Origin of the sequence: Streptomyces oceani (genome assembly GCF_001751245.1) — a bacterium.
Classification (GTDB): domain Bacteria; phylum Actinomycetota; class Actinomycetes; order Streptomycetales; family Streptomycetaceae; genus Streptomyces; species Streptomyces oceani.
The window spans coordinates 13,185-35,769 of sequence record NZ_LJGU01000095.1; the positions used below are offsets into that span (position 1 = coordinate 13,185).

At 68.9% G+C, this 22,585-nt stretch carries 20 protein-coding genes and 1 riboswitch; of the genes, 8 read left to right on the forward strand and 12 right to left on the reverse strand.

Annotated features, from left to right (window positions below; all coding sequences use genetic code 11):
* Positions 1 to 30 precede the first annotated feature (30 nt).
* Positions 31 to 1,665, reverse strand: coding sequence for a glycine/sarcosine N-methyltransferase (locus tag AN216_RS02455; protein WP_476755920.1), 1,635 nt, complete (start codon positions 1,663 to 1,665; stop codon positions 31 to 33).
* Between the two features lie 403 nt (positions 1,666 to 2,068).
* Here AN216_RS02455 and AN216_RS29910 point away from each other — a divergent pair, with 403 nt between their 5' ends.
* Both AN216_RS29910 and AN216_RS02465 read left to right on the forward strand, forming a co-directional pair.
* A complete protein-coding gene (locus AN216_RS29910) occupies positions 2,069 to 2,545 on the forward strand; it encodes a Dps family protein (protein ID WP_070194904.1) in 477 nt (158 codons plus the stop codon).
* 348 nt (positions 2,546 to 2,893) lie between these two features.
* The gene (locus AN216_RS02465; protein ID WP_070194905.1) at positions 2,894 to 4,072 is read left to right on the forward strand and encodes a cysteine desulfurase family protein; all 1,179 of its coding nucleotides are present in this window, start codon (positions 2,894 to 2,896) and stop codon (positions 4,070 to 4,072) included.
* A gap of 244 nt (positions 4,073 to 4,316) precedes the next feature.
* Here AN216_RS02465 and AN216_RS02470 read toward each other — a convergent pair whose 3' ends face one another.
* Entirely contained in the window at positions 4,317 to 5,171 is an 855-nt protein-coding gene (locus AN216_RS02470) for an NAD(P)H-binding protein (protein WP_070194971.1), read from the reverse strand.
* A 148-nt stretch (positions 5,172 to 5,319) separates the two neighbouring features.
* Here AN216_RS02470 and AN216_RS02475 point away from each other — a divergent pair, with 148 nt between their 5' ends.
* The gene (locus AN216_RS02475) at positions 5,320 to 5,931 is read left to right on the forward strand and encodes a TetR/AcrR family transcriptional regulator (protein WP_476755921.1); all 612 of its coding nucleotides are present in this window, start codon (positions 5,320 to 5,322) and stop codon (positions 5,929 to 5,931) included.
* A 30-nt stretch (positions 5,932 to 5,961) separates the two neighbouring features.
* Here AN216_RS02475 and AN216_RS02480 read toward each other — a convergent pair whose 3' ends face one another.
* Positions 5,962 to 6,681 (reverse strand): N-acetylmuramoyl-L-alanine amidase, encoded by a 720-nt coding sequence (locus tag AN216_RS02480; protein WP_070194906.1) that lies wholly within the window; start codon positions 6,679 to 6,681, stop codon positions 5,962 to 5,964.
* 296 nt (positions 6,682 to 6,977) lie between these two features.
* Between AN216_RS02480 and mnmA the strand changes: the two genes are divergently transcribed.
* Positions 6,978 to 8,075 (forward strand): tRNA 2-thiouridine(34) synthase MnmA, encoded by a 1,098-nt coding sequence (mnmA, locus tag AN216_RS02485; RefSeq protein ID WP_070194973.1) that lies wholly within the window; start codon positions 6,978 to 6,980, stop codon positions 8,073 to 8,075.
* Between the two features lie 87 nt (positions 8,076 to 8,162).
* Here the strand turns inward: mnmA and AN216_RS02490 are convergent, their stop codons facing one another.
* The 8 genes from AN216_RS02490 to AN216_RS02525 form a co-directional block, all read right to left on the reverse strand.
* Positions 8,163 to 8,987: a thioesterase family protein gene (locus AN216_RS02490; RefSeq protein WP_070194907.1), complete on the reverse strand. Its 825-nt coding sequence runs from the start codon at positions 8,985 to 8,987 to the stop codon at positions 8,163 to 8,165.
* Positions 8,988 to 9,172: 185 nt separating this feature from the next.
* Positions 9,173 to 10,297, reverse strand: coding sequence for an ABC transporter ATP-binding protein (locus tag AN216_RS02495; protein ID WP_170843009.1), 1,125 nt, complete (start codon positions 10,295 to 10,297; stop codon positions 9,173 to 9,175).
* 134 nt (positions 10,298 to 10,431) lie between these two features.
* A complete protein-coding gene (locus AN216_RS02500) occupies positions 10,432 to 11,532 on the reverse strand; it encodes an ABC transporter ATP-binding protein (protein ID WP_070194908.1) in 1,101 nt (366 codons plus the stop codon).
* On the reverse strand, positions 11,529 to 12,527 hold the full coding sequence (locus tag AN216_RS02505; RefSeq protein WP_070194909.1) for an ABC transporter permease: 999 nt from the start codon (positions 12,525 to 12,527) through the stop codon (positions 11,529 to 11,531). The genes AN216_RS02500 and AN216_RS02505 overlap by 4 nt, the downstream gene beginning before the upstream one ends.
* A 116-nt stretch (positions 12,528 to 12,643) precedes the next feature.
* Positions 12,644 to 14,410, reverse strand: coding sequence for an ABC transporter substrate-binding protein (locus AN216_RS02510; protein WP_070194910.1), 1,767 nt, complete (start codon positions 14,408 to 14,410; stop codon positions 12,644 to 12,646).
* A gap of 68 nt (positions 14,411 to 14,478) precedes the next feature.
* The gene (locus tag AN216_RS02515) at positions 14,479 to 15,477 is read right to left on the reverse strand and encodes an ABC transporter permease (protein WP_070194911.1); all 999 of its coding nucleotides are present in this window, start codon (positions 15,475 to 15,477) and stop codon (positions 14,479 to 14,481) included.
* A 322-nt stretch (positions 15,478 to 15,799) separates the two neighbouring features.
* Positions 15,800 to 16,570 (reverse strand): enhanced serine sensitivity protein SseB C-terminal domain-containing protein, encoded by a 771-nt coding sequence (locus AN216_RS02520; protein WP_070194912.1) that lies wholly within the window; start codon positions 16,568 to 16,570, stop codon positions 15,800 to 15,802.
* A gap of 181 nt (positions 16,571 to 16,751) precedes the next feature.
* A complete protein-coding gene (locus tag AN216_RS02525) occupies positions 16,752 to 17,519 on the reverse strand; it encodes an enhanced serine sensitivity protein SseB (RefSeq protein WP_070194913.1) in 768 nt (255 codons plus the stop codon).
* Between the two features lie 203 nt (positions 17,520 to 17,722).
* Here AN216_RS02525 and AN216_RS02530 point away from each other — a divergent pair, with 203 nt between their 5' ends.
* Positions 17,723 to 18,358 carry a hypothetical protein gene (locus AN216_RS02530; protein ID WP_070194914.1) on the forward strand — a complete coding sequence of 212 codons (636 nt, stop codon included), beginning with the start codon at positions 17,723 to 17,725 and terminating at the stop codon, positions 18,356 to 18,358.
* Positions 18,359 to 18,452: 94 nt separating this feature from the next.
* On the opposite strand, the gene AN216_RS02535 is transcribed toward AN216_RS02530, so the two are convergent.
* The gene (locus AN216_RS02535) at positions 18,453 to 19,157 is read right to left on the reverse strand and encodes an AAA family ATPase (protein ID WP_070194915.1); all 705 of its coding nucleotides are present in this window, start codon (positions 19,155 to 19,157) and stop codon (positions 18,453 to 18,455) included.
* 141 nt (positions 19,158 to 19,298) lie between these two features.
* Positions 19,299 to 19,397, forward strand: a riboswitch (glycine riboswitch).
* Between the two features lie 141 nt (positions 19,398 to 19,538).
* Between AN216_RS02535 and gcvT the strand changes: the two genes are divergently transcribed.
* From gcvT to glyA, 3 genes are all read left to right on the forward strand, one after another.
* A complete protein-coding gene (gene gcvT / locus AN216_RS02540) occupies positions 19,539 to 20,690 on the forward strand; it encodes a glycine cleavage system aminomethyltransferase GcvT (RefSeq protein ID WP_070194916.1) in 1,152 nt (383 codons plus the stop codon).
* Between the two features lie 74 nt (positions 20,691 to 20,764).
* Positions 20,765 to 21,145 carry a glycine cleavage system protein GcvH gene (gcvH, locus tag AN216_RS02545; RefSeq protein ID WP_070194917.1) on the forward strand — a complete coding sequence of 127 codons (381 nt, stop codon included), beginning with the start codon at positions 20,765 to 20,767 and terminating at the stop codon, positions 21,143 to 21,145.
* A gap of 116 nt (positions 21,146 to 21,261) precedes the next feature.
* On the forward strand, positions 21,262 to 22,536 hold the full coding sequence (gene glyA, locus AN216_RS02550) for a serine hydroxymethyltransferase (protein WP_070194918.1): 1,275 nt from the start codon (positions 21,262 to 21,264) through the stop codon (positions 22,534 to 22,536).
* Positions 22,537 to 22,585: the final 49 nt, after the last annotated feature.

Here is a 22,585-nt window from a genome sequence, read left to right on the forward strand (position 1 = left end):
ACGGGCGCGGGCTCGGCGCGCTTTCGGGCGCTACCGCACGTAGTGGAAGATGCCCCAGGTCAGGTGGCCCTCCTTACCACCGTGCACCCAGTTGCCCAGGCCGGTCTTCATCCGGTCGAGGTAGTCCGAGCTGACCTTCTCCGCCAGCCCGTTCGTCTCCTGGCGCTTCGTCTCCTCGAGCACCCGCCCGTAGTGCGCGGGGAGTTGCTCACGGTGCTCCTCGAAGCCGCCGTCGGGCCCCTCGTTGAAGCCCAGCCGGGTCAACTGGTCGTGGTAGAAGCCCGGGGAGCCCATGGTGTCCAGGTGGATGCGCTCGAGGATCGGCTGCAGCTTGGCCTTCGGCGTGCCGTCCGTCGCCATCGGGTCCGTGAAGATGAGCTGGCCGCCGGGACGGAGCACCCGGGCGACCTCGTCCAGGACCTTCTCCCGGTTACCGCTGTGCAGGAACGCGTCCTGGGACCACACGACGTCCACGCTGTTGTCCGGGTACGGAATGTTCTCGAAGGAACCGTCCACCACCTCGATTGCCCCGGTCAGCCCACGCTCGGCGTTGAGGGCGCGGTTACGCTCGTTCTCCACCTCGCTGAGGTTCAGCGCCAGCATCCGGCAGCCGTACGTCTCGGCCAGGTAGCGGGCCGAGCCGCCGTAGCCGGAACCGAGGTCCAGCACCGTGGAGCCGCGCGACAGTTGGAGCTTGCCGGCCATCCGCTCGACCGTACGCCGGCTCGCCTCGGGGATCGGCTCGTCCGGGCGCTCGTAGAGACCGACGTGGATGTCCTCGCCGCCCCACACGGAAGCGTAGAAGGTGTCGGCGTCCGAGGAGTTGTAGTAGCTCCGCGCGGTGGTGACGGCTGCGGAGTAACCTTTCTCCTCGTCATTGGCGACATACGCCTTCTCCGCGACGTGCACGAAGAAGTCCGGCTCCGTGTCACGGTAGGTGTGCTGGAAGTCGCCGTACGTGTCGATCTGCTGGAATCCGACCTCGGACATGAGTCGACGCGTGTAGTCCTTGCGCAGCGGAAACATGTTGAGGTGGTACACGGAATCATCCGGGAAGGTGTACCGCATGCGGCACAGGCCCTCGTCCAGGTGTTCCGGTTCGACCGCGACATCCTCGCCGCCGTAGTAGTACGTGTGTTTGCTGGAGAAACCACGGTCCAGCATTGTGTCGTAGTTCCGCTGATCAAGGATCAGCACACCGTCATGCTTCAGCATGGCGTAGAACTCCGCGAGTGCCTTCCTTCGGTCGCGCTCCTCGAAAAGGTGCGTGAAGGAGTTTCCGAGACAGACGATCGCGTCGTACTCGCCGTGCACGTCACGGTTGAGCCAACGCCAGTCCGCCTGCACCACGCGCAGGATGTGACCGCCGTACCGCACGCCGTTGTCGAATGCCTGCGCCAGCATCTCGGCGCTGCCGTCGGCGCTTACGGTGTCGAAGCCACCCTCGATGAGTTGCACCGAGTGATATCCGGTGCCGGTCGCCACGTCGAGCACGCTGCGTACGCCCCGTTTACGCAGCAGGTCGATGAAGAAGTTGCCTTCGCTCGTGCTTCGTTTCGCCCAGTCTATGAGCGAATCCCATTTGTCGACGAAACTTGGGACGTATTCCTCGGTGTAGTGCCCTGTTTCCCGGACCTCTACCGGGTTGTCTCCAAATTCCTGCACAGCTCGCGCTGAAATGACGAAACCTCCGGTTGTAGGGACGGTGGATTTTCCGCATGCGCGGTCACACCCTCGCCACGGAGGCCTGCGTGGAACCACGCACGGGCCCCACCGCATCACTATCCAGCAACCGCCGAAGTTATGCCTGCAATCCTCGGATGTTGCGGCCCCGAGGTGCAAAATATGCGCTCGACCAGCACTTTTGCAATCCAAAAAATTCCTTTGTGAAACTGCGACATTTTGGCTTACCTCCTGGCGAACGCGACAAGCCTCACCCACCCTCGAAGGCACTCAGTGCCAGCAGCCGAAGCCCCCGAACCAGGATGATTCCGACAGGGCCACATGCCGGGATCAGCGTTACGGTGGAGGGCGAACTGGTACGTACCTCGAGAGAGGTGAATCTTCCGTGTCATACGCCCCGAAGAGCACGCTTCCCGAGCAGGACCTGCGGGTCGTCGGCGAGGCACTACAGGGAACGCTGCTGGATCTCCTCGACCTCTCGCTGGTGGCGAAGCAGATCCACTGGAACATCGTCGGTCCGCGTTTTCGTTCCATCCACCTCCAACTGGACGAGGTCGTGAGCCTCGCCCGGGACTACGCCGACAAGGTCGCCGAACGGGCCTCCGCTCTGGGTATCGCCCCTGACGGGCGGGCCGGAACGGTCAGTTCCGGCAGTGCGATCGGCACCGTCAAGGAGGGTTGGCTGCAGGATGTCGACGCGGTGGGGACGATGGTCGCCGCACTGTCCGCCACCATCGGAAAGGCTCGGGAACGCATGGCGGCCGTCGGCAAGGTGGACCCGGTGACGGAGGACATCTTCATTCAGGTCACCGGCGATCTGGAAAAGCAGCACTGGATGTTCCAGGCGGAGAACGGCCGCTGAGCCAAAAGCCGCGACGACCTCTAGCTCCGCGCGGTACCCGATGCTCCCCATCCTGTGGGCACGGCGTGCCGCGAACGGAATTCGAACCGCTCGGGTGGCGTGTTGCCGAATTGCGGTGACGGGAGAAGCCCGTTGTCGAGAAAGGGACAGATCACGCCGACCCTCTCCCGAGGGCGGCCCAAGATACCCACCCAGGAGGGCCCTCGTTCCGAGGGTCCTCCTTTCCGTGCCGGCTGCACGTGCCGGCTCCACGTTCCGGTCCCAGTGCCGTGTCAGTCGTGCCGTGGGTGCCGTGCCGGTCGGGCACCCCGTACGCACCCCGACGGAAGCTCGTAGAATCGACGCATCATGGCCCACTCCGCCTACCTCGATCACGCCGCCACCACCCCGATGCTGCCGGCCGCGGTGCGTGCGCTGACCAGCCAGTTGACCACGACCGGGAACGCCTCCTCACTGCACGGTGCCGGCCGACGCGCCCGCAGGACCGTCGAGGAGGCACGGGAGGAACTCGCCGCGGCGCTCGGAGCCCGGCCCAGCGAGGTGGTGTTCACCTCCGGTGGAACCGAGTCCGACAACCTCGCCGTCAAGGGCCTGTACTGGGCTCGCCGCGCCGCCGACCCGCACCGCCGGCGGGTGCTGGCCAGTCCGGTGGAACACCACGCGGTGCTGGACGCCGTGCACTGGCTCGCGGATCACGAGGGCGCCGAAGTGGAGTGGCTCCCAGTGGATCCGTACGGTCGGGTGCACCCGGACACCCTGCGCGCGGCGCTCGAGCGGGACCCCTCGAACGTCGCGCTCGTCACCGTGATGTGGGCGAACAACGAGATCGGCACCATCCTTCCGGCTCACGAACTCGCTTCCGTCGCGGCAGAGTTCGATGTCCCGATGCATGCGGACACGGTGCAGGCCGTGGGACAGGCCCCGGTCGACTTCGACCGCTCCGGACTGGCCGCCCTCACCCTCACCGGTCACAAGATCGGCGGTCCGTACGGCGTCGGCGCCCTGCTGCTCGGCCGGGAGTACGCCCCGGAACCGCTGCTGCACGGCGGCGGGCAGGAGCGCGAAGTGCGCTCGGGCACCCTCGACGTGCCCGCCATCGCCGCCTTCGCGACCGCCGCCTCGCAGGCCGTGGAGACGGCCCCCGACTTCGCCCGGGACATCGGGGCGCTGCGCGACGCTCTCGTCGAGGCCGTACGGGCGGCGGTTCCCGACGCGGTGCTGAACGGCGATCCCGACACGGCGGGGCGGCTGCCCGCCAACGCGCACTTCTCGTTCCCCGGTTGTGAGGGCGACTCGCTGCTCCTGCTGCTGGACGCCCAGGGCATCGAGTGCTCCACCGGCAGCGCCTGCACGGCCGGCGTGGCACAGCCGAGCCATGTGCTGCTGGCCGCCGGTGTCGAACCGGAATTGGCGCGGGGCACGCTGCGGTTCTCCCTCGGCCACACCTCGACCAAGGCCGACGTCGACGCGCTGGCCACGGCGATCGGTCCCGCCGTGCGGCGCGCGCGGTCCGCGGGCCTGATCTAGGCCGCGTCGTTCGGATCAGCTCACGGGCCATCGGATCGTGCCCGGGGAAGTATGTCTTATCCGCCAGCACAACGTCCGGCTTGGTGCGCGGACGGCCGAGGACTTCGGGGAACGGACGGGCGGCCGTGACATGGCGAACTCGGGTGCGTCGCCAGCCTGTCCGGCGGCGAGGCGACGCGGGAGCGGCCGATGGCGTGCTCGGGTGGTTTCCCGCTCTGAGCCCCTCTCCGAGGTCCCCGACCGCTCAGGCGACAGTCCGGGCTGCGAGCCGGTCAGCGGCAGTGCGGGGCTCACGGCCGAGGAGTTCGGCCAGCACCGGGTCTGCTTCGGCGAAGTAGCCCGCGCGGGCTGCCTGATACCAGGTGAGCATGAGTCGGGCCATCCGCTCCGGCACACCGGCCGTGACGCGATCGGCGACCCACTGTTCGTCGTCCGTGACGACGTGCTTGATGGCGCGACCGGTGAGATCAGAGGCGATCCTGGCGAGATCGTCGAACGTGACGGCGGTCGGCGCGGTGAGGGTGAGCGGGCCGTCGAACGAGCGGTCACCGGCGAGGATGACCGCCGTGGCCTCGGCTACGTCGGCACGGTCCGTATACGGTACGGGGCCGTCTTCCGGCTGCGCGATCACACCGGTCCGCCGCCACGGGCCGAGAACCTGATCGAGTTGGCCGTACGCGCCGTTGCGCAGTGCGGTCCAGGCGACCCCGGAGTCGCCGAGGATCGCCTCGGTGGCGATGTGGATGTCCGACGGTCGGTACGGGTTACCGGGGACGGCACCCTGCTGACTCGTGTAGAGGACCCGCCGAGCGCCGACCGCGACCGCGGCTTCGATGGCGTTTCGGTGCAGGCTGACCATGTCGGCGGACGGATCATTGCCGGACACGAGGAGGACCTGCTCGGCACCGGCGAAGGAGTAACGTAGCGCGGCCGGGTCCTCGTAGGAGCCCTGCCGCACGCGCACGCCGCGGTCGGCGAAGCGCTGCGCGGGGGCGGCGTCTCGGACGCTGACACCGATCTGATCGGCGGGTACGCGCTTGAGGAGATGCTCGACGGTGGCGCCGCCCAGCCCGCCGGTCGCGCCGGTGATTACGATCATGTTCATGGCCTCCTCTGAAACGCCTACGACCACGACCCCTCTTGGGGCGAGCATAAATTGACCATGCGAGTCAATTTATCTCCGTGCACGACCGTAGGTAAGCTGACCAGTGGAGTCAAGTTACGACCGTGCGCGAGAGGAAGAGGCGGTGAGGGCCGTGGCCGGAACGGTGCCTTCGAAATCCCGGTTGCGCGCCGACGCCCGGCGCAATTCCGAACAGATCCGCTCTGCCGCGGTCGGCGCCTTCCGAGGACAGGGCCTGACGGTGCCGCTGGAGGAGGTCGCCAAGACGGCAGGAGTGAGCAAGGCCACGATCTTCAACCGGTTCGGTGGGCGGATCGGCCTCATCGAAGCCGTCATCGAAGAGCTCGTGGCGAGTGAGCTACTCGCCATCATCGACCACACGCGGACCATCGACGACGTCGACGAGCGGGTGACGTACTACCTCACCGCGATCCGCGACCTCCAGTACCGCCAGCCCGCCTTCAACGACGTCCTGTTGCAGACGTATCCGCACTCACAGCAGCTCATGGAGATCTGCCGAGCCGGAAGCGAGGCCAACGAAGAGCTCATCACAGCGGCGCGTACCTCCGTTGCGCTGCGGCCGGAGTTCACGGCGGGCGATCTCCACGCACTCGTCGTCGACAACGCCCTCGCCCTCAAGCACGGCAGGCGGCCTCCCCGGGAGGACTACGACCGCCGCACCTCGTACCTCCTGGATGGCGTGCGAGGGCGCTCGTCCGCTTCTGACGGACAATGACAGCGCTCTTGCTCCGGGCGTCGCGTGATGTCAGGAGGTCGCGGCCCGCACGAGGCGCAGATAACGCTCCCAGTCCCAGTGCGGCCCGGGGTCGGTGTGGTCCGCGCCGGGCACCTCGTGGTGTCCGACGATGTGCTCCCGGTCGATCGGTATGCCGTACCGCCCGCAGATGCCGGCCGTGAGCTTCGCCGAGGACGCGTACATCGCGTCCGTGAAGTCCTCCGGCCGGTCCACGAATCCCTCGTGCTCGATGCCGACACTCCGCTGGTTGTACGACAGGTCGCCCGCGTGGTGGCCTATGTCCAGCTCCCGGATCATCTGTGCGACGTGCCCGTCCTTCGCGCGCACGACGTAGTGCGCCGCGGCGCCGTGTGCCGGGTCCTGGAAGACCTTGAGCGCGACCGCGTAACTACCCTGCACGACATGAATGACCACCCGGTCGATGACGTGGTCCGCCGGACGGTCCGCACGGCGGAGATTCGCGTCGCTCGCCGCGATCCACTCGGCCCCCCGGTGGTCGACGGCGCCCGGGGTACGCGGCTTCTCGTTCCCCGGAATCCGCCACCACCAGCGGCTCAGCTCGTCCCGCGCGGCCAGGCCCACGGCGCCCAGTCCCACCGCGGTGCCACCACCGATCAGCAACGACCGCCGGCGGGGCCGCCGCCGGCCGTCCGGGCCGGCACCACCACCGCCCTCGCCCGCCGGCCCGCTTCCGGACGGGTGTTCCGCCTGTCCCCGCTCCGCTGCCACTGAACCGCCTCTCCGATGCCCCACACGCCGGCGATGACCTCCCCCGCTCCGCCCGAGTGACCGACGGAAGCGACGAACCGGTCTGACACACCCAACAACCGTGCCGAGCCGACTGACCGACCAGAACAACGCGCACGGGGCATCGGTCGGTTCCCCGTACCCTGGAGGGCGTTATGGATGCCCTTCCCCACACCGACCGCCCGGTCCGTAACGACCCGGCCGGCGCCGAGCGGGTCAGCGACCGCTCGGTCAGCACGCCCAGCAGCCCGGACGGCCCACTCCGCGTCCTGGCCGCGATGTCCGGAGGTGTCGACTCCGCCGTGGCCGCGGCCCGCGCCGTGGAGGCGGGTCATGACGTCACCGGGGTGCACCTCGCCCTGTCCGCCAACCCGAAGTCTTTCCGTACGGGCGCGCGTGGCTGCTGCACCGTCGAGGACTCACACGACGCCCGCCGCGCGGCCGACGTCATCGGCATCCCGTTCTACGTCTGGGACCTCGCGGAACGCTTCCGCGAGGAGGTCGTCGAGGACTTCGTCGCCGAGTACGAGGCCGGGCGTACGCCCAATCCCTGTCTGCGCTGCAACGAGAAGATCAAGTTCGCCGCGCTGCTGGACAAGGCGCTGGCACTGGGCTTCGACGCGGTCTGCACGGGGCACTACGCCACCGTGCTCCGCACCGCGGACGGCGCCCGCGAGCTGCACCGGGCCAGCGACCTGGCCAAGGACCAGAGCTACGTCCTCGGAGTGCTCGACGACACCCAGCTCGCGCACGCGATGTTCCCGCTCGGCGACACGGTCACCAGCAAGGACGAGATCCGGGCCGAAGCCGAGCGGCGCGGCCTGGCGGTGGCCCGGAAGCCGGACAGTCACGACATCTGCTTCATCGCGGACGGTGACACCCAGGGCTTCCTCGCCGACCGGCTCGGTCGTGCGGAGGGCGACATCGTCGACGAGTCCGGGGCCACCCTGGGCACGCACGAAGGCGCGCACGGCTTCACCATCGGGCAGCGGAAGGGTCTGCGCATCGGCCGCCCGGCGGCGGACGGCCGGCCGCGCTACGTCCTGGACATCTCACCGGTCGACAACACCGTGACGGTCGGCCCCGCGGAGTCGCTCGACATCGGCGCGCTGCGCGCCGTACGCCCCCGCTGGTGTGGTACCGCACCGGTCGGTTCCGGGACGTACACCGCGCAACTGCGCGCGCACGGCGGCGAGACGGAGGTCACGGCTCAGTACGCGGACGGGGAACTGCTGGTGCGGTTCGGGACCCCGGTGCGGGGCGTCGCTCCCGGACAGGCGATCGTCCTGTACGACGGGACTCGGGTGGTCGGCTCCGCGACGATCGCCGCGACGGAACGGGCCACGGCCTCGTCCGCCGGTGCCGAGCAGGGCTGAGCCCCGGGCTGGACTCCCCGGGACGGTGCCGGGGCCGATCGAGCACACCGCGCCCGGCCGTCCCGTACGCCCCCGCGCCGGCCGCCGCTACCGGGGACGGGCCAACTGCCGGGCCTGCGCCACCAGTCGGTCCTCGGAGTCCCAGACCTCGCAGTCCTCCTCGAGGAATCCACCGGCCATGTTGCGGGTACTCAGCGCCACCCGAAGTGGACCGGGCGCCGGCCGGGCACGGACGTGCGCGGTGAGTTCCACCGTGGGAAGCCAGCCGGTGACGCCCAGTTCGAAGGCTGCCGGCGGCAACGCGTCCACCGTCGTCAGCAGCGAGAGCGCGTCCGCGTCCCGTCCGTCGGCGAACGAGAACCAGGCACGCATCTCGCCGGACCCGGACGGCTCGCCGAGCGCCCAACCCACCGTGGCGGAGTCAAGCCGCAGGTCCAGTCGGTCGGTCATCGCGGGGTTCGCGGCGCTGCCCGCGGGATTGTCACGCGGGCTGAAGCACTCCTGCGGGGGCGGGAAGTGCGGCGGCTTGGCGCTGGTACGGACATCCTCGGTCAGTTGGTCCAGCTCGCCGTAGGTCGCCAGCACCCGGACGCGCTCGACCTCCGTGCCCGTGTCGTCGGTCTGCCACAGGGACGCCGAGCCGGTGGCGAGGGTACGACCGGCACGGGCGAGTTCGGTGCGTACGGTCGCTGGTCCGGGGAGGCTCGCGGTCAGGTAGTGGGCGCTGATGGTGAACGGATCGGGGTGCGGCAGGTCCGCACCGAGTGCCCTGGCGAGGATGCTCAGCAGGTAGCCGCCGTTGACCGCGTGGCCGACAGCCCAGCCCTCGTCGAGAAGCGCGTCGTGGACGCCGGGTTGGCGGCGCCGCAGGGCCGTGGCACGGTCGAACTCACTGATCTTGGCGTCGGACATGGGATGCACCGTACACCGAATTTGTTACTCGCCGGTAGGCGGCCTCCGTCACTCGGCCGCCCCGCGCCCGTACGCACGCGCCCGTACGCACGGGCGTCCGTCACCGGGGCCGCGCCGCACGGCCCCGGCGGCGGTCGACCGGCGCCGGGACCCCGGGCTACCGGATATCGGCTAGCCGCCGATCGTCACGGCTTGCCCACGGCCTCCCGGTCCCGCTGCTCGATCGCGCTGCGCTCGCTGTCGAGTTCGTCGGCGGTCTTCTCCGCCACGCTCAGCAACTCGGTGTCCTCGGGTCGCTGGTCCTCGTGGTTTTCCGGGTGGTGACAGGCCACCTGGTGCCCGGTACGCAGTTGCAGCAGCGGTGGTTCCTCGTTCTTACAGACCCGCGTCGCCTTCCAGCAGCGGGTGTGGAACCGGCAGCCACTCGGCGGGTTCAGCGGCGAGGGCACGTCGCCCTGCAGCAGGATGCGGTCCTCGCCGCGCTGTGCCTTGCCCCGCGGGTCAGGCACCGGCACCGCCGAGAGCAGCGCCTTGCTGTACGGGTGCATGGCGCCGTCGTACAACGACTGGCGGTCGGTCAACTCCACGAGCTTCCCGAGGTACATCACCGCGATCCGGTCCGAGACGTGCCGGATGACCGACAGGTCGTGCGCGATGATGACGTACGTCAGGCCCAGTTCGCCCTGGAGATCGTCCAGCAGGTTCACCACCTGCGCCTGGATGGAGACGTCGAGCGCGGAGACCGGCTCGTCCGCCACCACCAGCTTCGGCTTGAGGGCCAGTGCCCGTGCGATCCCGATCCGCTGGCGCTGACCGCCGGAGAACTCGTGCGGATAGCGGTTGTAGTGCTCGGGGTTGAGCCCAACCACCTCGAGCAGCCGCTGCACCTCCTTCTTCACGCCGCCCTCGGGACGTACGCCCTGAAGCTTGAAGGGGGCACTGACGATCGCCCCGACCGGGTGCCGGGGGTTCAGCGAGGAGTACGGGTCCTGGAAGATCATCTGGACGTCGCGCCGCAGCGGTCGCATGCCCGCGGTGCCCAGGTGTGAGATGTCCCGGCCCTCGAACTCGATCGTGCCGTGGGTCGGCTCGAGCAGCCGGGTGATCAGGCGCCCCATGGTCGACTTGCCGCAGCCGGACTCACCGACGACGCCCAGGGTCTCCCCGGCACGGACGTCGAAGTCGAGGCCGTCGACCGCCTTGACGGCGGCTACCTGGCGCTTGAGCACGCCCTTGGTCACCGGGAAGTGCTTCTTCAGGTCAGTGACCCGCAGCAGGATCTCGCCGGGCGCGGCGTCCTCGCTGGTCATGGTGACGGCCGCGGCGCTCTCCGCATTGGCCTCGCTGGCGACCGCGTCCTCCTGAGCAGCCGAATCCGCCGTGCTGTCGGCTGCCGGCTCGGCCGCGTCCGCCCCTTCCGGGTTGGTCATCTGCTCGTCCTCGCTCACAGCTTCGGCTTGATCTCTTCGTTCCAGATCCGCTCCCGGTCCTCGCGCGGGAGGTGGCACGCGGAGAAGTGCCCGCTGCCCACCTCCCGCAGCTCGGGACGTTCGGTGCGGGTGACATCGCCCTTGGGCACGTCCGCGTACGGGCAGCGCGGGTGGAAGGCGCAGCCGTCCGGGATGTTGATCAGGCTGGGCGGCGAGCCCTGGACCGGGTTGAGGCGGTCCGTGCGGTCCCGGTCGATTCGCGGCATCGAGCCGAGCAGCCCCCAGGTGTAGGGGTGTTGTGGCTCGTAGAAGACCTTGTCCGCGCTGCCGCGTTCGACGCACCGGCCGCCGTACATCACGAGGATGTCGTCCGCCAGCTCGGCGACGACACCGAGGTCGTGGGTGATCACGATGACCGCGGAGCCGAACTCCTTCTGCAGGTCCCGGATCAGGTCCAGGATCTGCGCCTGCACGGTGACGTCCAGGGCGGTGGTCGGCTCGTCCGCGATCAACAGCTCCGGATTGTTGACCAGCGACATGGCGATCATCGCGCGTTGCCGCATGCCGCCCGAGAACTCGTGAGGATAGCTGTCCACCCGCTGGTCCGGCTGCGGGATGCCGACCCGGTCCAGCATCTCGATCGCCCGCCTGCGGGCGACCTTCTTGTCGACGTCGTTGTGGATGCGGTACGCCTCCACGATCTGCTTGCCGATCGTGAAGTACGGGTGCAGGGCCGACAGCGGGTCCTGGAAGATCATCGACATCTCGCGGCCACGCAGCTTGCGCACCTCGCCCGGGTCCGCGTGCAGCAGTTCCCTGCCGTCCAGCCAGATCTCCCCGGATATCCGCGCCCGTTGGCGTCCGTACTGTCCAACCGTGTGCAGGCCCATGATGCCCAGCGAGGTCACGGACTTGCCGGAACCGGACTCCCCGACGATGCCGAGCGTCTTGCCCTTCTCCAGCTGGAACGACAGTCCGTCGACCGACTTGACGATCCCGTCGTCGGTCGGGAAGTGGATGACCAGGTCGCGTACGTCGAGGTAGTGCTCCCCGGCCGGGGACCGCTCGTCGGTCGGCTCGCCCGGGGCCGTGCCGGTCTTGCTGAGGTCTGTCATGCGAGCCTCACTCGGGGGTCGATCACGCTGTACAGGATGTCCACGACGAGGTTCGCCAGCACCACAGCGGTCGCGGTGATCAGGGTGACACCCAGGATCAGCGGCAGGTCCCGCTCGCCGATCGCGTCCAACACCGCCTGCCCGAGACCGGGCAGACTGAACGTCGTCTCGGTGAGGATCGCGTTACCCATCAGCATGCCCAGGTCCACCCCGAGCAGCGTGATGATCGGCGTCATGGTCGAGCGCATCGCGTGCTTCCGGATGACCACGGGCTCGCGTACGCCCTTGGCCCGCGCCGTACGGATGTAGTCCTCCCCCATGACCTCCAGCATGGTCGCCCTGGTGAGTCGGGCGTACATCGCGCCGAAGAGGAAGGCCAGCGTCACCCACGGCAGGATCATCCCGCTGAACCAGTCGGTGAAACTCTCCTCCATCGGGGTGTACTCGTTGCTGACCCAGCCGAGTTGATAGGAGAACACCGCGAGCGAGATCAGGCCGGTGAAGTAGATCGGCAGCGAGACGCCGCCCAGCGCGAGGGTCATCGACGCGCGGTCCCACAGCGAGCCACGGCGCAGCGCCGAGACCACACCCGCAGACAGGCCGATGATCAGCCAGATCACCGCCGCGCCGACGGCCAGACCGAAGGTCACCGGGAGCCGGTCCGTCAGCACCGGCCAGATGAGCTGTTCCGTCTTGAAGGAGTATCCGAAACAGGGTGCGTCGCAGTGCAGGGACGTGCCACCGCCGACGTAGTCGCGGCCGAAGAAGATCCCCTTGAAGAACTCGAAGAGCTGGACCAACACCGGTTCGTCCAGGCTGAGTTTCTCTCGGATGCCCTCCAGCGCCTGTGCGTCGGACTGCTTGCCGACATACATCGTGGCCGGGTCGACTCCGGTCCACTTGGGGATCAGAAAGAAGATGCTGAAGACCGCCAGTACGATGACGACCAGCATCACGGCGGCGGCGAACAGCCGCCTGATCAGGTATGTGAGCACTGCTCTCGGCCCTGCGGTGGCCCGGTCCACGGAGGGGTCGCCTCCGGTGGATCCGGGCCACCACTGCGGCCCTCACCTGCCCTTCGTGCCTCTTTGGCGGGTGTGCCGGCGGTCGGTTACTTCACGCCGAGCGAGACGTAGTCGTACTGCCCGCTGTAGGCGGCGGTGGAGTACACGTTCGTCAGTCGGCTCGAGCGCCAGGTCAGCATCTTCTCGAAGGTGAAGGGCAGGTAGTAGGCACCCTCCATCACCATCTTGTTGAGTTCTCCGGCGATCTTCGCCTTCTTCTTCTCGTCCAGTTCGGACTGGAACTTGGCGAAGGCGTCGTCGATCTTGGGATCGTCGATCTCGGCGAAGTTGTTGTTGCCGTTGTCCAGGATGTAGTCGCTGTGCCACAGCGGCTTGCCGTATCCCTGGGCCGAGTTGAAGTCCGGGCCCCAGCCCATGATGATGATGCCGTAGTTCTTCTTCTTGACGACGTCGGGGTTGCCGACGATCCCGGCGATCTGGGCTCCGTCGTACTCGTCGATCTTCGCCTTGATGCCGACCTTCTTGAGGGAGGCCTGCATCGCCTCGGCCGAGTCGACCTCGACGTCCTTGTTGTTCCGGACGGCGATGGTGGTGGTGAAGCCGTTCGGCTTACCGCACTTCTTGAGCTCCTCCTTGGCCTTCTTCTTGTTGGCCGCGCCGTCGTTCGAGCGCAGACCGTAGGGGTCCCAGGAGGGGTCCGAACCCGGCACCACGGGCGGCAGCATGTTGGTGCCGATGTCGCCGCCGGCCTTGGGGCCGCCGCGTGCGGTCTGGATCGACTTGTGGTCGGAGCCGTAGATGACGGCCTTACGGCAGTGGATGTTGTCGAACGGCTTGACCGACTGCGGGAAGACGCCGTAGCGGATGAAGCCGGTCTCCGGGTTGTCGACGTTGCCCTTGTGCTGCTTGAGCGCGGCGGCACGGCCGGCCGGGCTGAGCCCGGTGGCGTTCAGATCCACGTCGTAGTCGCCGTTGATCAGGCGCTTGTCCAGCTCGTCCGGGTTGGTGATCAGCGTGACGGTGACCTTGTCCGGCAGAGCGGCGCGCACCTTGTCCGAGGAGCGCTTCCACTCGTCGTTCCGGACCAGCACCAGCTTCTTGTTCGGCGAGTAGTCCTTGAACTTGTACGGACCGTTCGAGAACGGCTTGAGAGTGTACTTCGACTTGGTGTCCTTGTCCTGGCGCACCGGTGAGGCGGCGGCCATCGCCAGCATGGACTCGAAGTCCGAGTTCGCCTTGGGCAGGTTGAAGACGATGGTCTTGTCGTCCGGCGTCTTGATGGCGTCCAGGCCGAGCTTGTCCTTGGACTTGTCCTTGTACGGACCCTCGTACTCGTCATCCGGGTCCAGCACGTTCTTGAGGTACACCGGACCGCCGGACAGCACGTCCTGCGCCCACTGCCGCTCGATCCCGTACTTGATGTCCTTGGAGGTGACGGGCTTGCCGTCCTGCCAGGTGACGTCGTCCTTGAGCTCGTAGGTGTACGTCTTGCCGTCGTTGCTGATCTTGGCCTTGCTCTTGGCAAGGTCACCCACCAGTTCGTTGCCGGCCTTGCCCGGCTCGGGCGCGTAGGTCACCAGCTGACGCGTGTAGAACCGCATGAAGTTCCAGGCGAAGCCGTAGTAACCGCGGGTCGGGTCCCATGAGTCCGCGTCCTGCACGCCGATGAACTTCAGCGTGCCGCCCTTCTTGTCGGACTCGTTGGCCACCTTGCTGATCGCCGCGTTGTAGCCGGCGGCGTCACCGTTGGTGTCGCTGTTGCCGCCACCGCAGGCCGCCGTCGTCAGCAGGGCCCCGACCACGAGGGCAGATGCCGCGGCGCTGCGGCGCCTCGATGTTCCTAGGAATCTCACGATGTCGCATCCTCCGTGGTTGTCACGGCCCGCACATGGCGACGAGCCAGGGGGGGTTCGGGCAGGGGTCAACGGGTCCCCTTGGGGTCGAGCGCGTCCCGTACGCCGTCTCCGAAGAGGTTGAAGGCGAGCACGGTGACGAAGATCGCGATGCCGGGAACGAGCATGAACATCGGGTCCTGGTCGTAGTAGCGGACCGCGGTGTTCAACATCTGTCCCCACGAGGCCGTCGGCGGCTTGACGCCGGCTCCGAGGAAGCTGAGCGCCGCCTCGGTGAGGATGTTCGTCGGGATCATCAGCGTGGTGTAGACGGTGATCGGCGCGATCAGGTTGGGCAGCAGCTCCTTGAAGAGGATGTACCGCTTGCCGGCACCCAGGCTGCGCGCGGCCTCCACGTACTCGCGCTCGCGTAGCGACAGGGTCTGCCCCCGGACGATCCGACCGATGTACGGCCAGCCGAAGAAACCGATCACCAGGACCATGACAAACAACCGGACTCCGGTGCCCTCCAGTCCCAGCATGGAGTTCGGCACCACGGCGATCAGCGAGATGATGAACAGCAGCTGGGGGAAGGCCAGCAGCATGTCCATGACTCGGCTGATCAGCGCGTCCAGCCAGCCGCCGAAGTAGCCGGCGAGGATGCCCAGTACGGTGCCCAGCACGACCGCGACCAGCGCGGAGAGGAAACCCACCAGGAGCGAGACCCGAGCGCCGTAGATGATGCGGGCGAGCACGTCACGTCCGTTGACTGGTTCCACGCCCAGCAGGTGGTCGGCGCTCATCCCACCGAACGAACCGGTCGGGGTGCCGAACAGCGGGTCGATCAGGTCCTGGTGGTACTCGTTGGGGTCCTGTCCGATGAGCGCGGTGAGCACCGGCGCGAAGACCGCGACCAGGATCAGCACCGCCACGGTGACACCGCCCGCCAGGGCGAGTTTGTCCCGCTTCAGCCGGGCCCAGGCGATACGACCCAGCGAGCGACCTTCCACATGTTTCTTCGCGACGTCAGCTGCGGCATCGGCTTCGGCCTCGTCAGCCTTGACCGTGTCGTGCGTTGGTGCCGTCATCGTGGTGCGGACCCCTCTCGGCCGGCGGTAGCCAGCTCACGCCCTGCCGTTGGTAGCGGCTGGTTGACAGCTGTTCGTACAAAAGGCCGACGGCCTGTGAGTCGGGAGTCTTCACGCAGCCCGCGATCAGTCGCCAGGGTTCCCTGGGAAAGGATGCGCAACTGTGATGTGACCCATCGCATGCCGTTATCCGGACGGATCGTGCGACTGAGCGGTGCGGTAAGGAGGCATGTATCGGCTTACGCGGCGCCGCTGACACCTGGTCACCACGCCGCCGGCGGCGGAGCGTTCGCCCCCGGCGGCAGCCGAATCTCCCCGGCGGTCAGTACGCCCGCGGGTAGCCGTATCCGTGTGCCGGCGCGACCCCGGGAGCGGCGCCCACCTGTACGTCCCGGTCGAAGAACGGCCGGGAATTCGCCCGCAACCACATCGTCACCGGGTCGTGGTCGTCGGACATCGCCACGCTCGAGACCGGCAGGCCGTCCGGCAACGCCGCCACCGACTGCCGCATCATCTGCCGCACCGACTCGACGGACGGTTCTCCCGTGTCGTAGAGATCCAGCCCGATGGCCAGGTACGGCGAACCGAGCACCGGGCGCACCCAGGCGCGGCGCAGCGAGCGCACCGCCGGGGTGCGGTGGGCGTACTGGGTGAGCAGGGCGTAGAACTGTGGGATCTCCAGGGTGGGTTCGGAGATCCGCAGGGGACCGGCGGGCAACCGGTCCAGCCCGGAGACGACACGACGCAGATCCAGCCAGGGCACCCCGACCCCCCCGCCCGGCGCGTGCGGGTTGAGCCAGACGCCCCATCGGTCCGGGAAGAGGGCGGCGGCGATCTCCCGGCCGGTGACCACCTCGTGTGCCCGGGTCCAGCCGGACGCGGTCAGTTCCTGCTCGGAGGTGACGCACGGGGCGTAACCATGGCCGCTGACCTCCATGTTGCCGTACTGGGCGTCCGGGGAGCCGGCCGTGCCCCTCCACAGCAGCATCCACAGCCGTGCGTCGGCCAGCGTGTCGAGCAGCGACTCGTAGATGTCGTACCGGCCGGGTGTCACCTGTCGCACAAGCTGCTCGACGCTCCCACCAGGGCTCACCTGGCCTCCCCTTCAGTTGGTCGGTCGCTGTCAGCACAACGTGTCCGCTGGCATCCAACCAGCTTACGAGGCCCGCCAGACAGCACCCGGGGACGCACGGGTGCGTCCCGCCCGTTCGTCCCGCGGCGCGCCCCGTCCGGCACCTCGGTCATCCCGTCCGCGTCTCCAGCGTCGGACGCCGCTATCCCCGTGTGTAGAACGGCCGGACGCACTGCCGCAGCCACTCCACGACAGGGTCCTGCGCCGCGTCCAGGAAGACCAGTTGCACGGGCCACCGCACCGGCTCCTGGGCCAGGGCACGGGCCAGCGCGTCATGCGCCCGCTGGCGCGCGTCGGGGTCGAGCAGGTCCAGCTCCACCCCCACGAACAGCGCCGGGGCCTCTCCCTCGGTGCTCGCCAAGGCCCGACGAGCGGTTCGTACGCACCCCAACTCCGCGAACTCCCCAGCGGCGGCGCCCTGGAAGTCGACAGGCTCGTCCTGCCAGTCCGGTTCGAACAGCCGGACGCGGGCTCCGCTGGCCACGCCCGGCACCCGGGCGCCCGGGGCCGCCCGGCACAACTCCGCCACGGCGGCCGGGGGGAGAGGCACTCCCACGGTGCCCTCCGGGTTCACCGCCATGCCGATGCGCGGCGGCAGGCCTCGCGCGAACTCCACGACCGGAGCGACGGTGAACGACATGTGCCCGCCGACGACCTCCAGGAACTGCTGCTCGGAGCTGAACACCGGGACGTACGGCGCCCCTTCGAGTTCCACGGTCGGCAGGTCGAGGTGCGGGCTGTCCGGACCGCCGCCCTCCGGAAGGGGCACCCACACGTTGCTGCGCCCGAGCACCTCCAGAAGTCTGCCCCCGGCGTGCGGGGCGGCGAGCGAGGCGGCGAGGGTCTCCTCCAGCTCGTTGCCGGGCCAGCCGCCGCCATGCCCGGGTCCGTACTGCTGCGGAATGGTCATGGCCGCAAGGCTATCGGTCCGACCGGGTCACGGTGCCCGGTCGGGCACGGGGTCGGAGAGCGCGCGGAAGCGGGCGGCGGCGGGGGCGACGTGCCACCCACCCTCACCCGATCAGCCACTGACTGCGACCGAGCGGTTGCACAGGGCGGCGGCGTCTCGAAAGGTGACAGTGTCCCAAAAGCCTCATAGAAGGATCCGTCCCCATGCGTCTTCCCAAGACGACCTCTCTCGCCGTCGCCGCGAGCCTCGCTCTGGGCGGTGTCGGCGCGGCCACGGCGTTCGCCGTCGACCACGAGTCCACCGTCCAGTCCGTCCAGTCCGTGCAGGCCCCGGCACCCGCGCTCCCCGGGGCCGAGAAGGTCGCCGAACAGAACCGCGTCCTGAGCAACACCAGCGGAGCGATCCGGCCGGTCAGCGAACTCATCCAGGACGTGCTCCGTACCACCGACGGCAACCTCTCACCGGAGGCGGCGCAGAAGCACGCCGGCGCCGTGGAGCGGGCGCTCACGAAGATCCGCCAACAGGCCAACCGGGCCGGCGAGCAGGACCTCCCGCAGGACGCGGAGACCGGCTCCGCCGGAGAACCGGCCGCCGAAGCAGCCGCGGCGCCGGGCGAGACGACGCTCAGGGCGGTGGAACAGCTGCGTCACCAGGTGGACGCGCTGCTGACGGCGTCCACTTCCGGTGAGCCCGCCAAGGTCAACTCCGAGTTGAGGGCCACCGTCACCGCGACGGTGAACCTCATGACCTCGGTGATGCTCGGCGACACGCTGCCGCCCGCGGACATGCGCGGGCTGCCAGACCTTCCCCATCAGCCCGGGGACGGTCCGAAGGGCTGACCCCGGGCTGACCTTTCCTTCGGGGAGTCGGCCACGGAGGCCGACTCCCCCACTTCCGCGGGCGGTTGTCCGACCGGCCGGACCGCCGTACGCGTTATCCGCGCTCCTCGAACACCAGCCGCCGCACCGCCTCGGCGGCTCGCCGGTCCAGCAGCACCACGGACGCGCACCCCGCGGGCAGACGTCCCGTCTCCGCCTCCCGCACCAGTCGGCGTACGGCACGGCGGTGCCGGGCGAAGGCGTACCGCGAGACACGTCTCCCCCGGACGGCCTGCCCCTCCCGGGCACGGTCCGGTGGTACGTCCAGCAGCACCAGGTGCAGCCCCCGCCCGCGCCGTCGGGCGTCGGCGGCCAGCCAGCGGCGGACCCAGCCCTGCGTCCCGCAGTCGTGCACGACCACGCTCAGCGGCGAGGCGAGCGCGGCGGCGAGCGCGGCGTAGTGTGCGACGCGGACCAGGGGCCGGTAGAGGGCGTACGGCAACCACCGCGGCAACCGTCCCGCCCAGTGCTCCCGCATGTCCTGCGAGTCGACGCGGCGTACCGTCGCCGGCGCATCCGCACCACGACGGATCAGGGTGGACTTGCCGCTGCCGGGCAGACCGGAGACCACCACCCGGTCTCCCGTCGGGAAACGCAGCGAACGCGTCAGCGCCGTGCCCCGCAGATCCCGTACGGCGAGTGGCAGCGCCACGCAGCTGGGTAGTCCTCGCAGGCTGGCGGGCGAGGACGGGTGAACAGTGCGCGGGCTTTCCACCGAACCTCCCTGTGTAACGCCCCGGAAGCGGGGCGGCTTTCGCATGAGAGTGTCAAGAAAAGGTAATGCCGGACAAGGCGATTGCCAGCCGATAAAGCCCCGTTGACGGCCGGGTGCGTGGACGCGACCTGCACAGCACCGGGTGCGCCGTGCCATGATGGGGGCGCCAACTACATACTGGCCGCTTGAATCCGCGCGGGAGAGTCCCCGGGTGCACGCCGCCGGGGCGCCGAAGGAGCAAGATCCTCCCTTGAATCTCTCAGGCCCCGATACCGTGCGGACGAGGCAGATCTGAAAAGCGGGCCGCGAGCGCGGCCCCACCGAAGGTGCAAGCCACCCGTCCGGGTATCCGGGCTTGTGGCGAACCTCTCAGGTTCCGATGACAGATGGGGAGGACATCCGTGTCACCAGTCCCGGGAGCCTGACATGACGAGCACGTCCAGCCACCAGCCACGCACCACCGCGCTCGACGCGACACATCGCGCGCTGGGTGCCACGCTCACCGACTTCGCGGGCTGGGACATGCCGCTGCGCTACGGCAGCGAGCGCGAGGAGCACCAGGCCGTACGCGACCGCGCCGGCCTCTTCGACCTCTCCCACATGGGCGAGATCTCGGTCACCGGACGGCAGGCCGGCGCACTGCTGGACTACGCGCTCGTCGGCAACCTCTCCACGCTCAAGCCGGGTCGCGCCCGCTACACCATGATCTGTGACGAGCGGGGCGGCATCCTGGACGACCTGATCGTCTACCGACTGGGCTCCGAGGGCTATCCGGACTATCTGGTCGTGGCCAACGCCGCCAACGCCCAGGTGGTACTGGACGCCCTCACAGAGCGGCAGAGCGGCTTCGACGCGGCCGTACGGGACGACCGGGAGACGTACGCCCTGCTCGCCGTGCAGGGGCCGGAGGCGGCCGGCATCCTCAAGTCGCTGACGGACGCGGAGTTGGACGGGCTGCGCTACTACGCAGGTCTACCCGGCACGGTGGCCGGCGTACGGACACTCATCGCCCGCACGGGCTACACCGGCGAGGACGGCTTCGAGCTCTTCGTCGCCCCCGAGGACGCGCCCGCCGTATGGCAGGCGGTGACCGCCGCGGGCGAGTCCGTCGGCCTCGTGCCCTGCGGACTGAGCTGCCGGGACACGTTGCGGCTGGAAGCCGGGATGCCGTTGTACGGGCATGAGCTGAGCACCGCGACCACCCCGTTCGACGCCGGATTGGGGCGCCTCGTCAAGTTCGAGAAGACGACGAACGACGGCCGGTTCGTCGGCCGGGACGCGCTGGAGGCCGCCGCCGCGCGGGCGGAGGCGACGCCCGGACGCACGCTGGTCGGGCTGATCGCCACCGGTCGCCGGGTGCCGCGTGCCGGCTATCCCGTGGTCGCCGCCGCCGACGGCACGGTGATCGGGGAGGTCACCTCCGGCGCCCCGACACCCACCCTCGGCAAGCCCGTCGCCATGGCCTACGTGGACGCCGCGTACGCCGCACCCGGCACCGAGGGCGTGGCGGTGGACATCCGTGGCAACCACGAGCCGTACGAGGTCGTCGCGCTGCCGTTCTACAAGCGCCAGAGGTAGTCCCGGCCCCAAACCGACGCACCGACCGCACTCCCGCCCGTTCACACCCGGCACCCATCCAGGAGAATCGCACCATGAGCAACCCGGAAAACCTGCGTTACAGCAAGGAGCACGAGTGGCTGTCAGCCGCCGAGGACGGCGTCTCGACGGTCGGCATCACGGCGCACGCCGCCGACGCGCTCGGCGATGTCGTCTTCGTGCAGCTCCCCGAGGTGGGAGACCAGGTCACCGCCGACGACACCTGTGGCGAGCTGGAGTCCACGAAGTCGGTCAGTGACCTCTACTCGCCCGTGACGGGTGAGATCACCGAGATCAACGAGGACGTGGTGAACGACCCGTCGCTGGTGAACTCCGCTCCCTTCGAGGGCGGCTGGCTGTTCAGGGTACGCCTGGAAGGCGAGCCGGCCGGCTTGCTGACCGCCGACGAGTACGCCGCCTTCGCCTCGGGTAGCTAGGCCCGTGGCCAGCGTGTTCCGTTCGCCAGCGCAGCCGAACGGGCGCCCGACCGCGTAATCCAGTCCGCGCCGCGGAACCACCCTCGGCGGAATCCCTCCTCACAGGAAGATGTGCCATGACACTTCTCAACAGCTCCCTGCACGAGGTTGACCCGGACGTCGCCGCCGCCGTCGACGCCGAACTCCACCGTCAGCAGTCCACCCTCGAGATGATCGCCTCGGAGAACTTCGCGCCGGTCGCCGCGCTCGAGGCCCAGGGCTCGGTGCTGACCAACAAGTACGCCGAGGGATACCCGGGCCGTCGCTACTACGGCGGCTGCGAGCACGTCGACGTCGTCGAGCGCATCGCGCGGGACCGGATCAAGGCGCTGTTCGGCGCCGAGGCGGCCAACGTACAGCCGCACTCCGGTGCCTCCGCCAACGCCGCCGCGATGTTCGCGCTGCTCAGCCCGGGTGACACGATCATGGGTCTGGATCTCGCGCACGGCGGGCACCTCACCCACGGCATGAAACTCAACTTCTCCGGCAAGCTGTACAACGTCGTCGCCTACCGCGTCGACGAGCAGACCAGCCTCGTCGACATGGACGAGGTCGCGCGGCTGGCCAGGGAACACCGCCCGCGGATGATCATCGCCGGTTGGTCGGCGTACCCGCGGCAGTTGGACTTCGCCGCCTTCCGGCAGGTCGCGGACGAGGTGGGCGCGCTGCTCATGGTCGACATGGCGCACTTCGCCGGCCTGGTGGCGGCGGGACTCCACCCCAACCCGGTGCCGTACGCGGACGTGGTCACCACCACCACGCACAAGACCCTCGGCGGCCCGCGAGGCGGGGTCATCCTGTCCACCAAGGAGCACGCCAAGAAGATCAACTCCGCGGTCTTCCCGGGCCAGCAGGGCGGGCCCCTGGAGCATGTGATCGCGGCCAAGGCCGTGTCGTTCAAGATCGCGGCGAGTGACGAGTTCCAGGAGCGTCAGCGGCGTACGAAGGAGGGCGCGCGGCTCCTCGCCGAGCGGCTCACCCAGCCGGACGCGGTGGACGCCGGCGTCTCGGTGCTCTCCGGCGGTACGGACGTACACCTCGTCCTGGTTGACCTGCGGCACAGTCAACTCGACGGGCAGCAGGCCGAGGACCGGCTGCACGAGGTCGGTATCACGGTCAACCGGAACGCCGTGCCGAACGACCCACGACCGCCGATGGTCACTTCCGGGCTGCGGATCGGCACCCCGGCGCTGGCCACCCGGGGTTTCACCGCCGAGGACTTCACGGAGGTCGCCGACATCATCGCGGAGGCCCTGAAGCCGGACTTCGACGAGACCGTCTCGAAGGGCCTGGCCGCCCGGGTCGCGGCGCTGGTCGCGAAGCACCCGCTGTACCCGGACCTCTCAAAGTAACGTCCACCGGGGCGCCCCACCCGGGGCGCCCCTCCCCCCCTGCCCAGGG

Bases quoted from the DNA above. Each gene is read 5' to 3' on its own strand.
- AN216_RS02465 (WP_070194905.1), top strand. From the start codon at position 2,894: ATGGCCCACTCCGCCTACCTCGATCACGCCGCCACCACCCCGATGCTG.
- AN216_RS02470 (WP_070194971.1), bottom strand. From the start codon at position 5,171: ATGATCGTAATCACCGGCGCGACCGGCGGGCTGGGCGGCGCCACCGTC.
- mnmA (WP_070194973.1), top strand. From the start codon at position 6,978: ATGTCCGGAGGTGTCGACTCCGCCGTGGCCGCGGCCCGCGCCGTGGAG.
- AN216_RS02490 (WP_070194907.1), bottom strand. From the start codon at position 8,987: ATGTCCGACGCCAAGATCAGTGAGTTCGACCGTGCCACGGCCCTGCGG.
- AN216_RS02495 (WP_170843009.1), bottom strand. From the start codon at position 10,297: ATGACCAGCGAGGACGCCGCGCCCGGCGAGATCCTGCTGCGGGTCACT.
- AN216_RS02500 (WP_070194908.1), bottom strand. From the start codon at position 11,532: ATGACAGACCTCAGCAAGACCGGCACGGCCCCGGGCGAGCCGACCGAC.
- AN216_RS02515 (WP_070194911.1), bottom strand. From the start codon at position 15,477: ATGACGGCACCAACGCACGACACGGTCAAGGCTGACGAGGCCGAAGCC.
- AN216_RS02525 (WP_070194913.1), bottom strand. From the start codon at position 17,519: ATGACCATTCCGCAGCAGTACGGACCCGGGCATGGCGGCGGCTGGCCC.
- AN216_RS02530 (WP_070194914.1), top strand. From the start codon at position 17,723: ATGCGTCTTCCCAAGACGACCTCTCTCGCCGTCGCCGCGAGCCTCGCT.
- AN216_RS02535 (WP_070194915.1), bottom strand. From the start codon at position 19,157: ATGCGAAAGCCGCCCCGCTTCCGGGGCGTTACACAGGGAGGTTCGGTG.
- gcvT (WP_070194916.1), top strand. From the start codon at position 19,539: ATGACGAGCACGTCCAGCCACCAGCCACGCACCACCGCGCTCGACGCG.
- gcvH (WP_070194917.1), top strand. From the start codon at position 20,765: ATGAGCAACCCGGAAAACCTGCGTTACAGCAAGGAGCACGAGTGGCTG.
- glyA (WP_070194918.1), top strand. From the start codon at position 21,262: ATGACACTTCTCAACAGCTCCCTGCACGAGGTTGACCCGGACGTCGCC.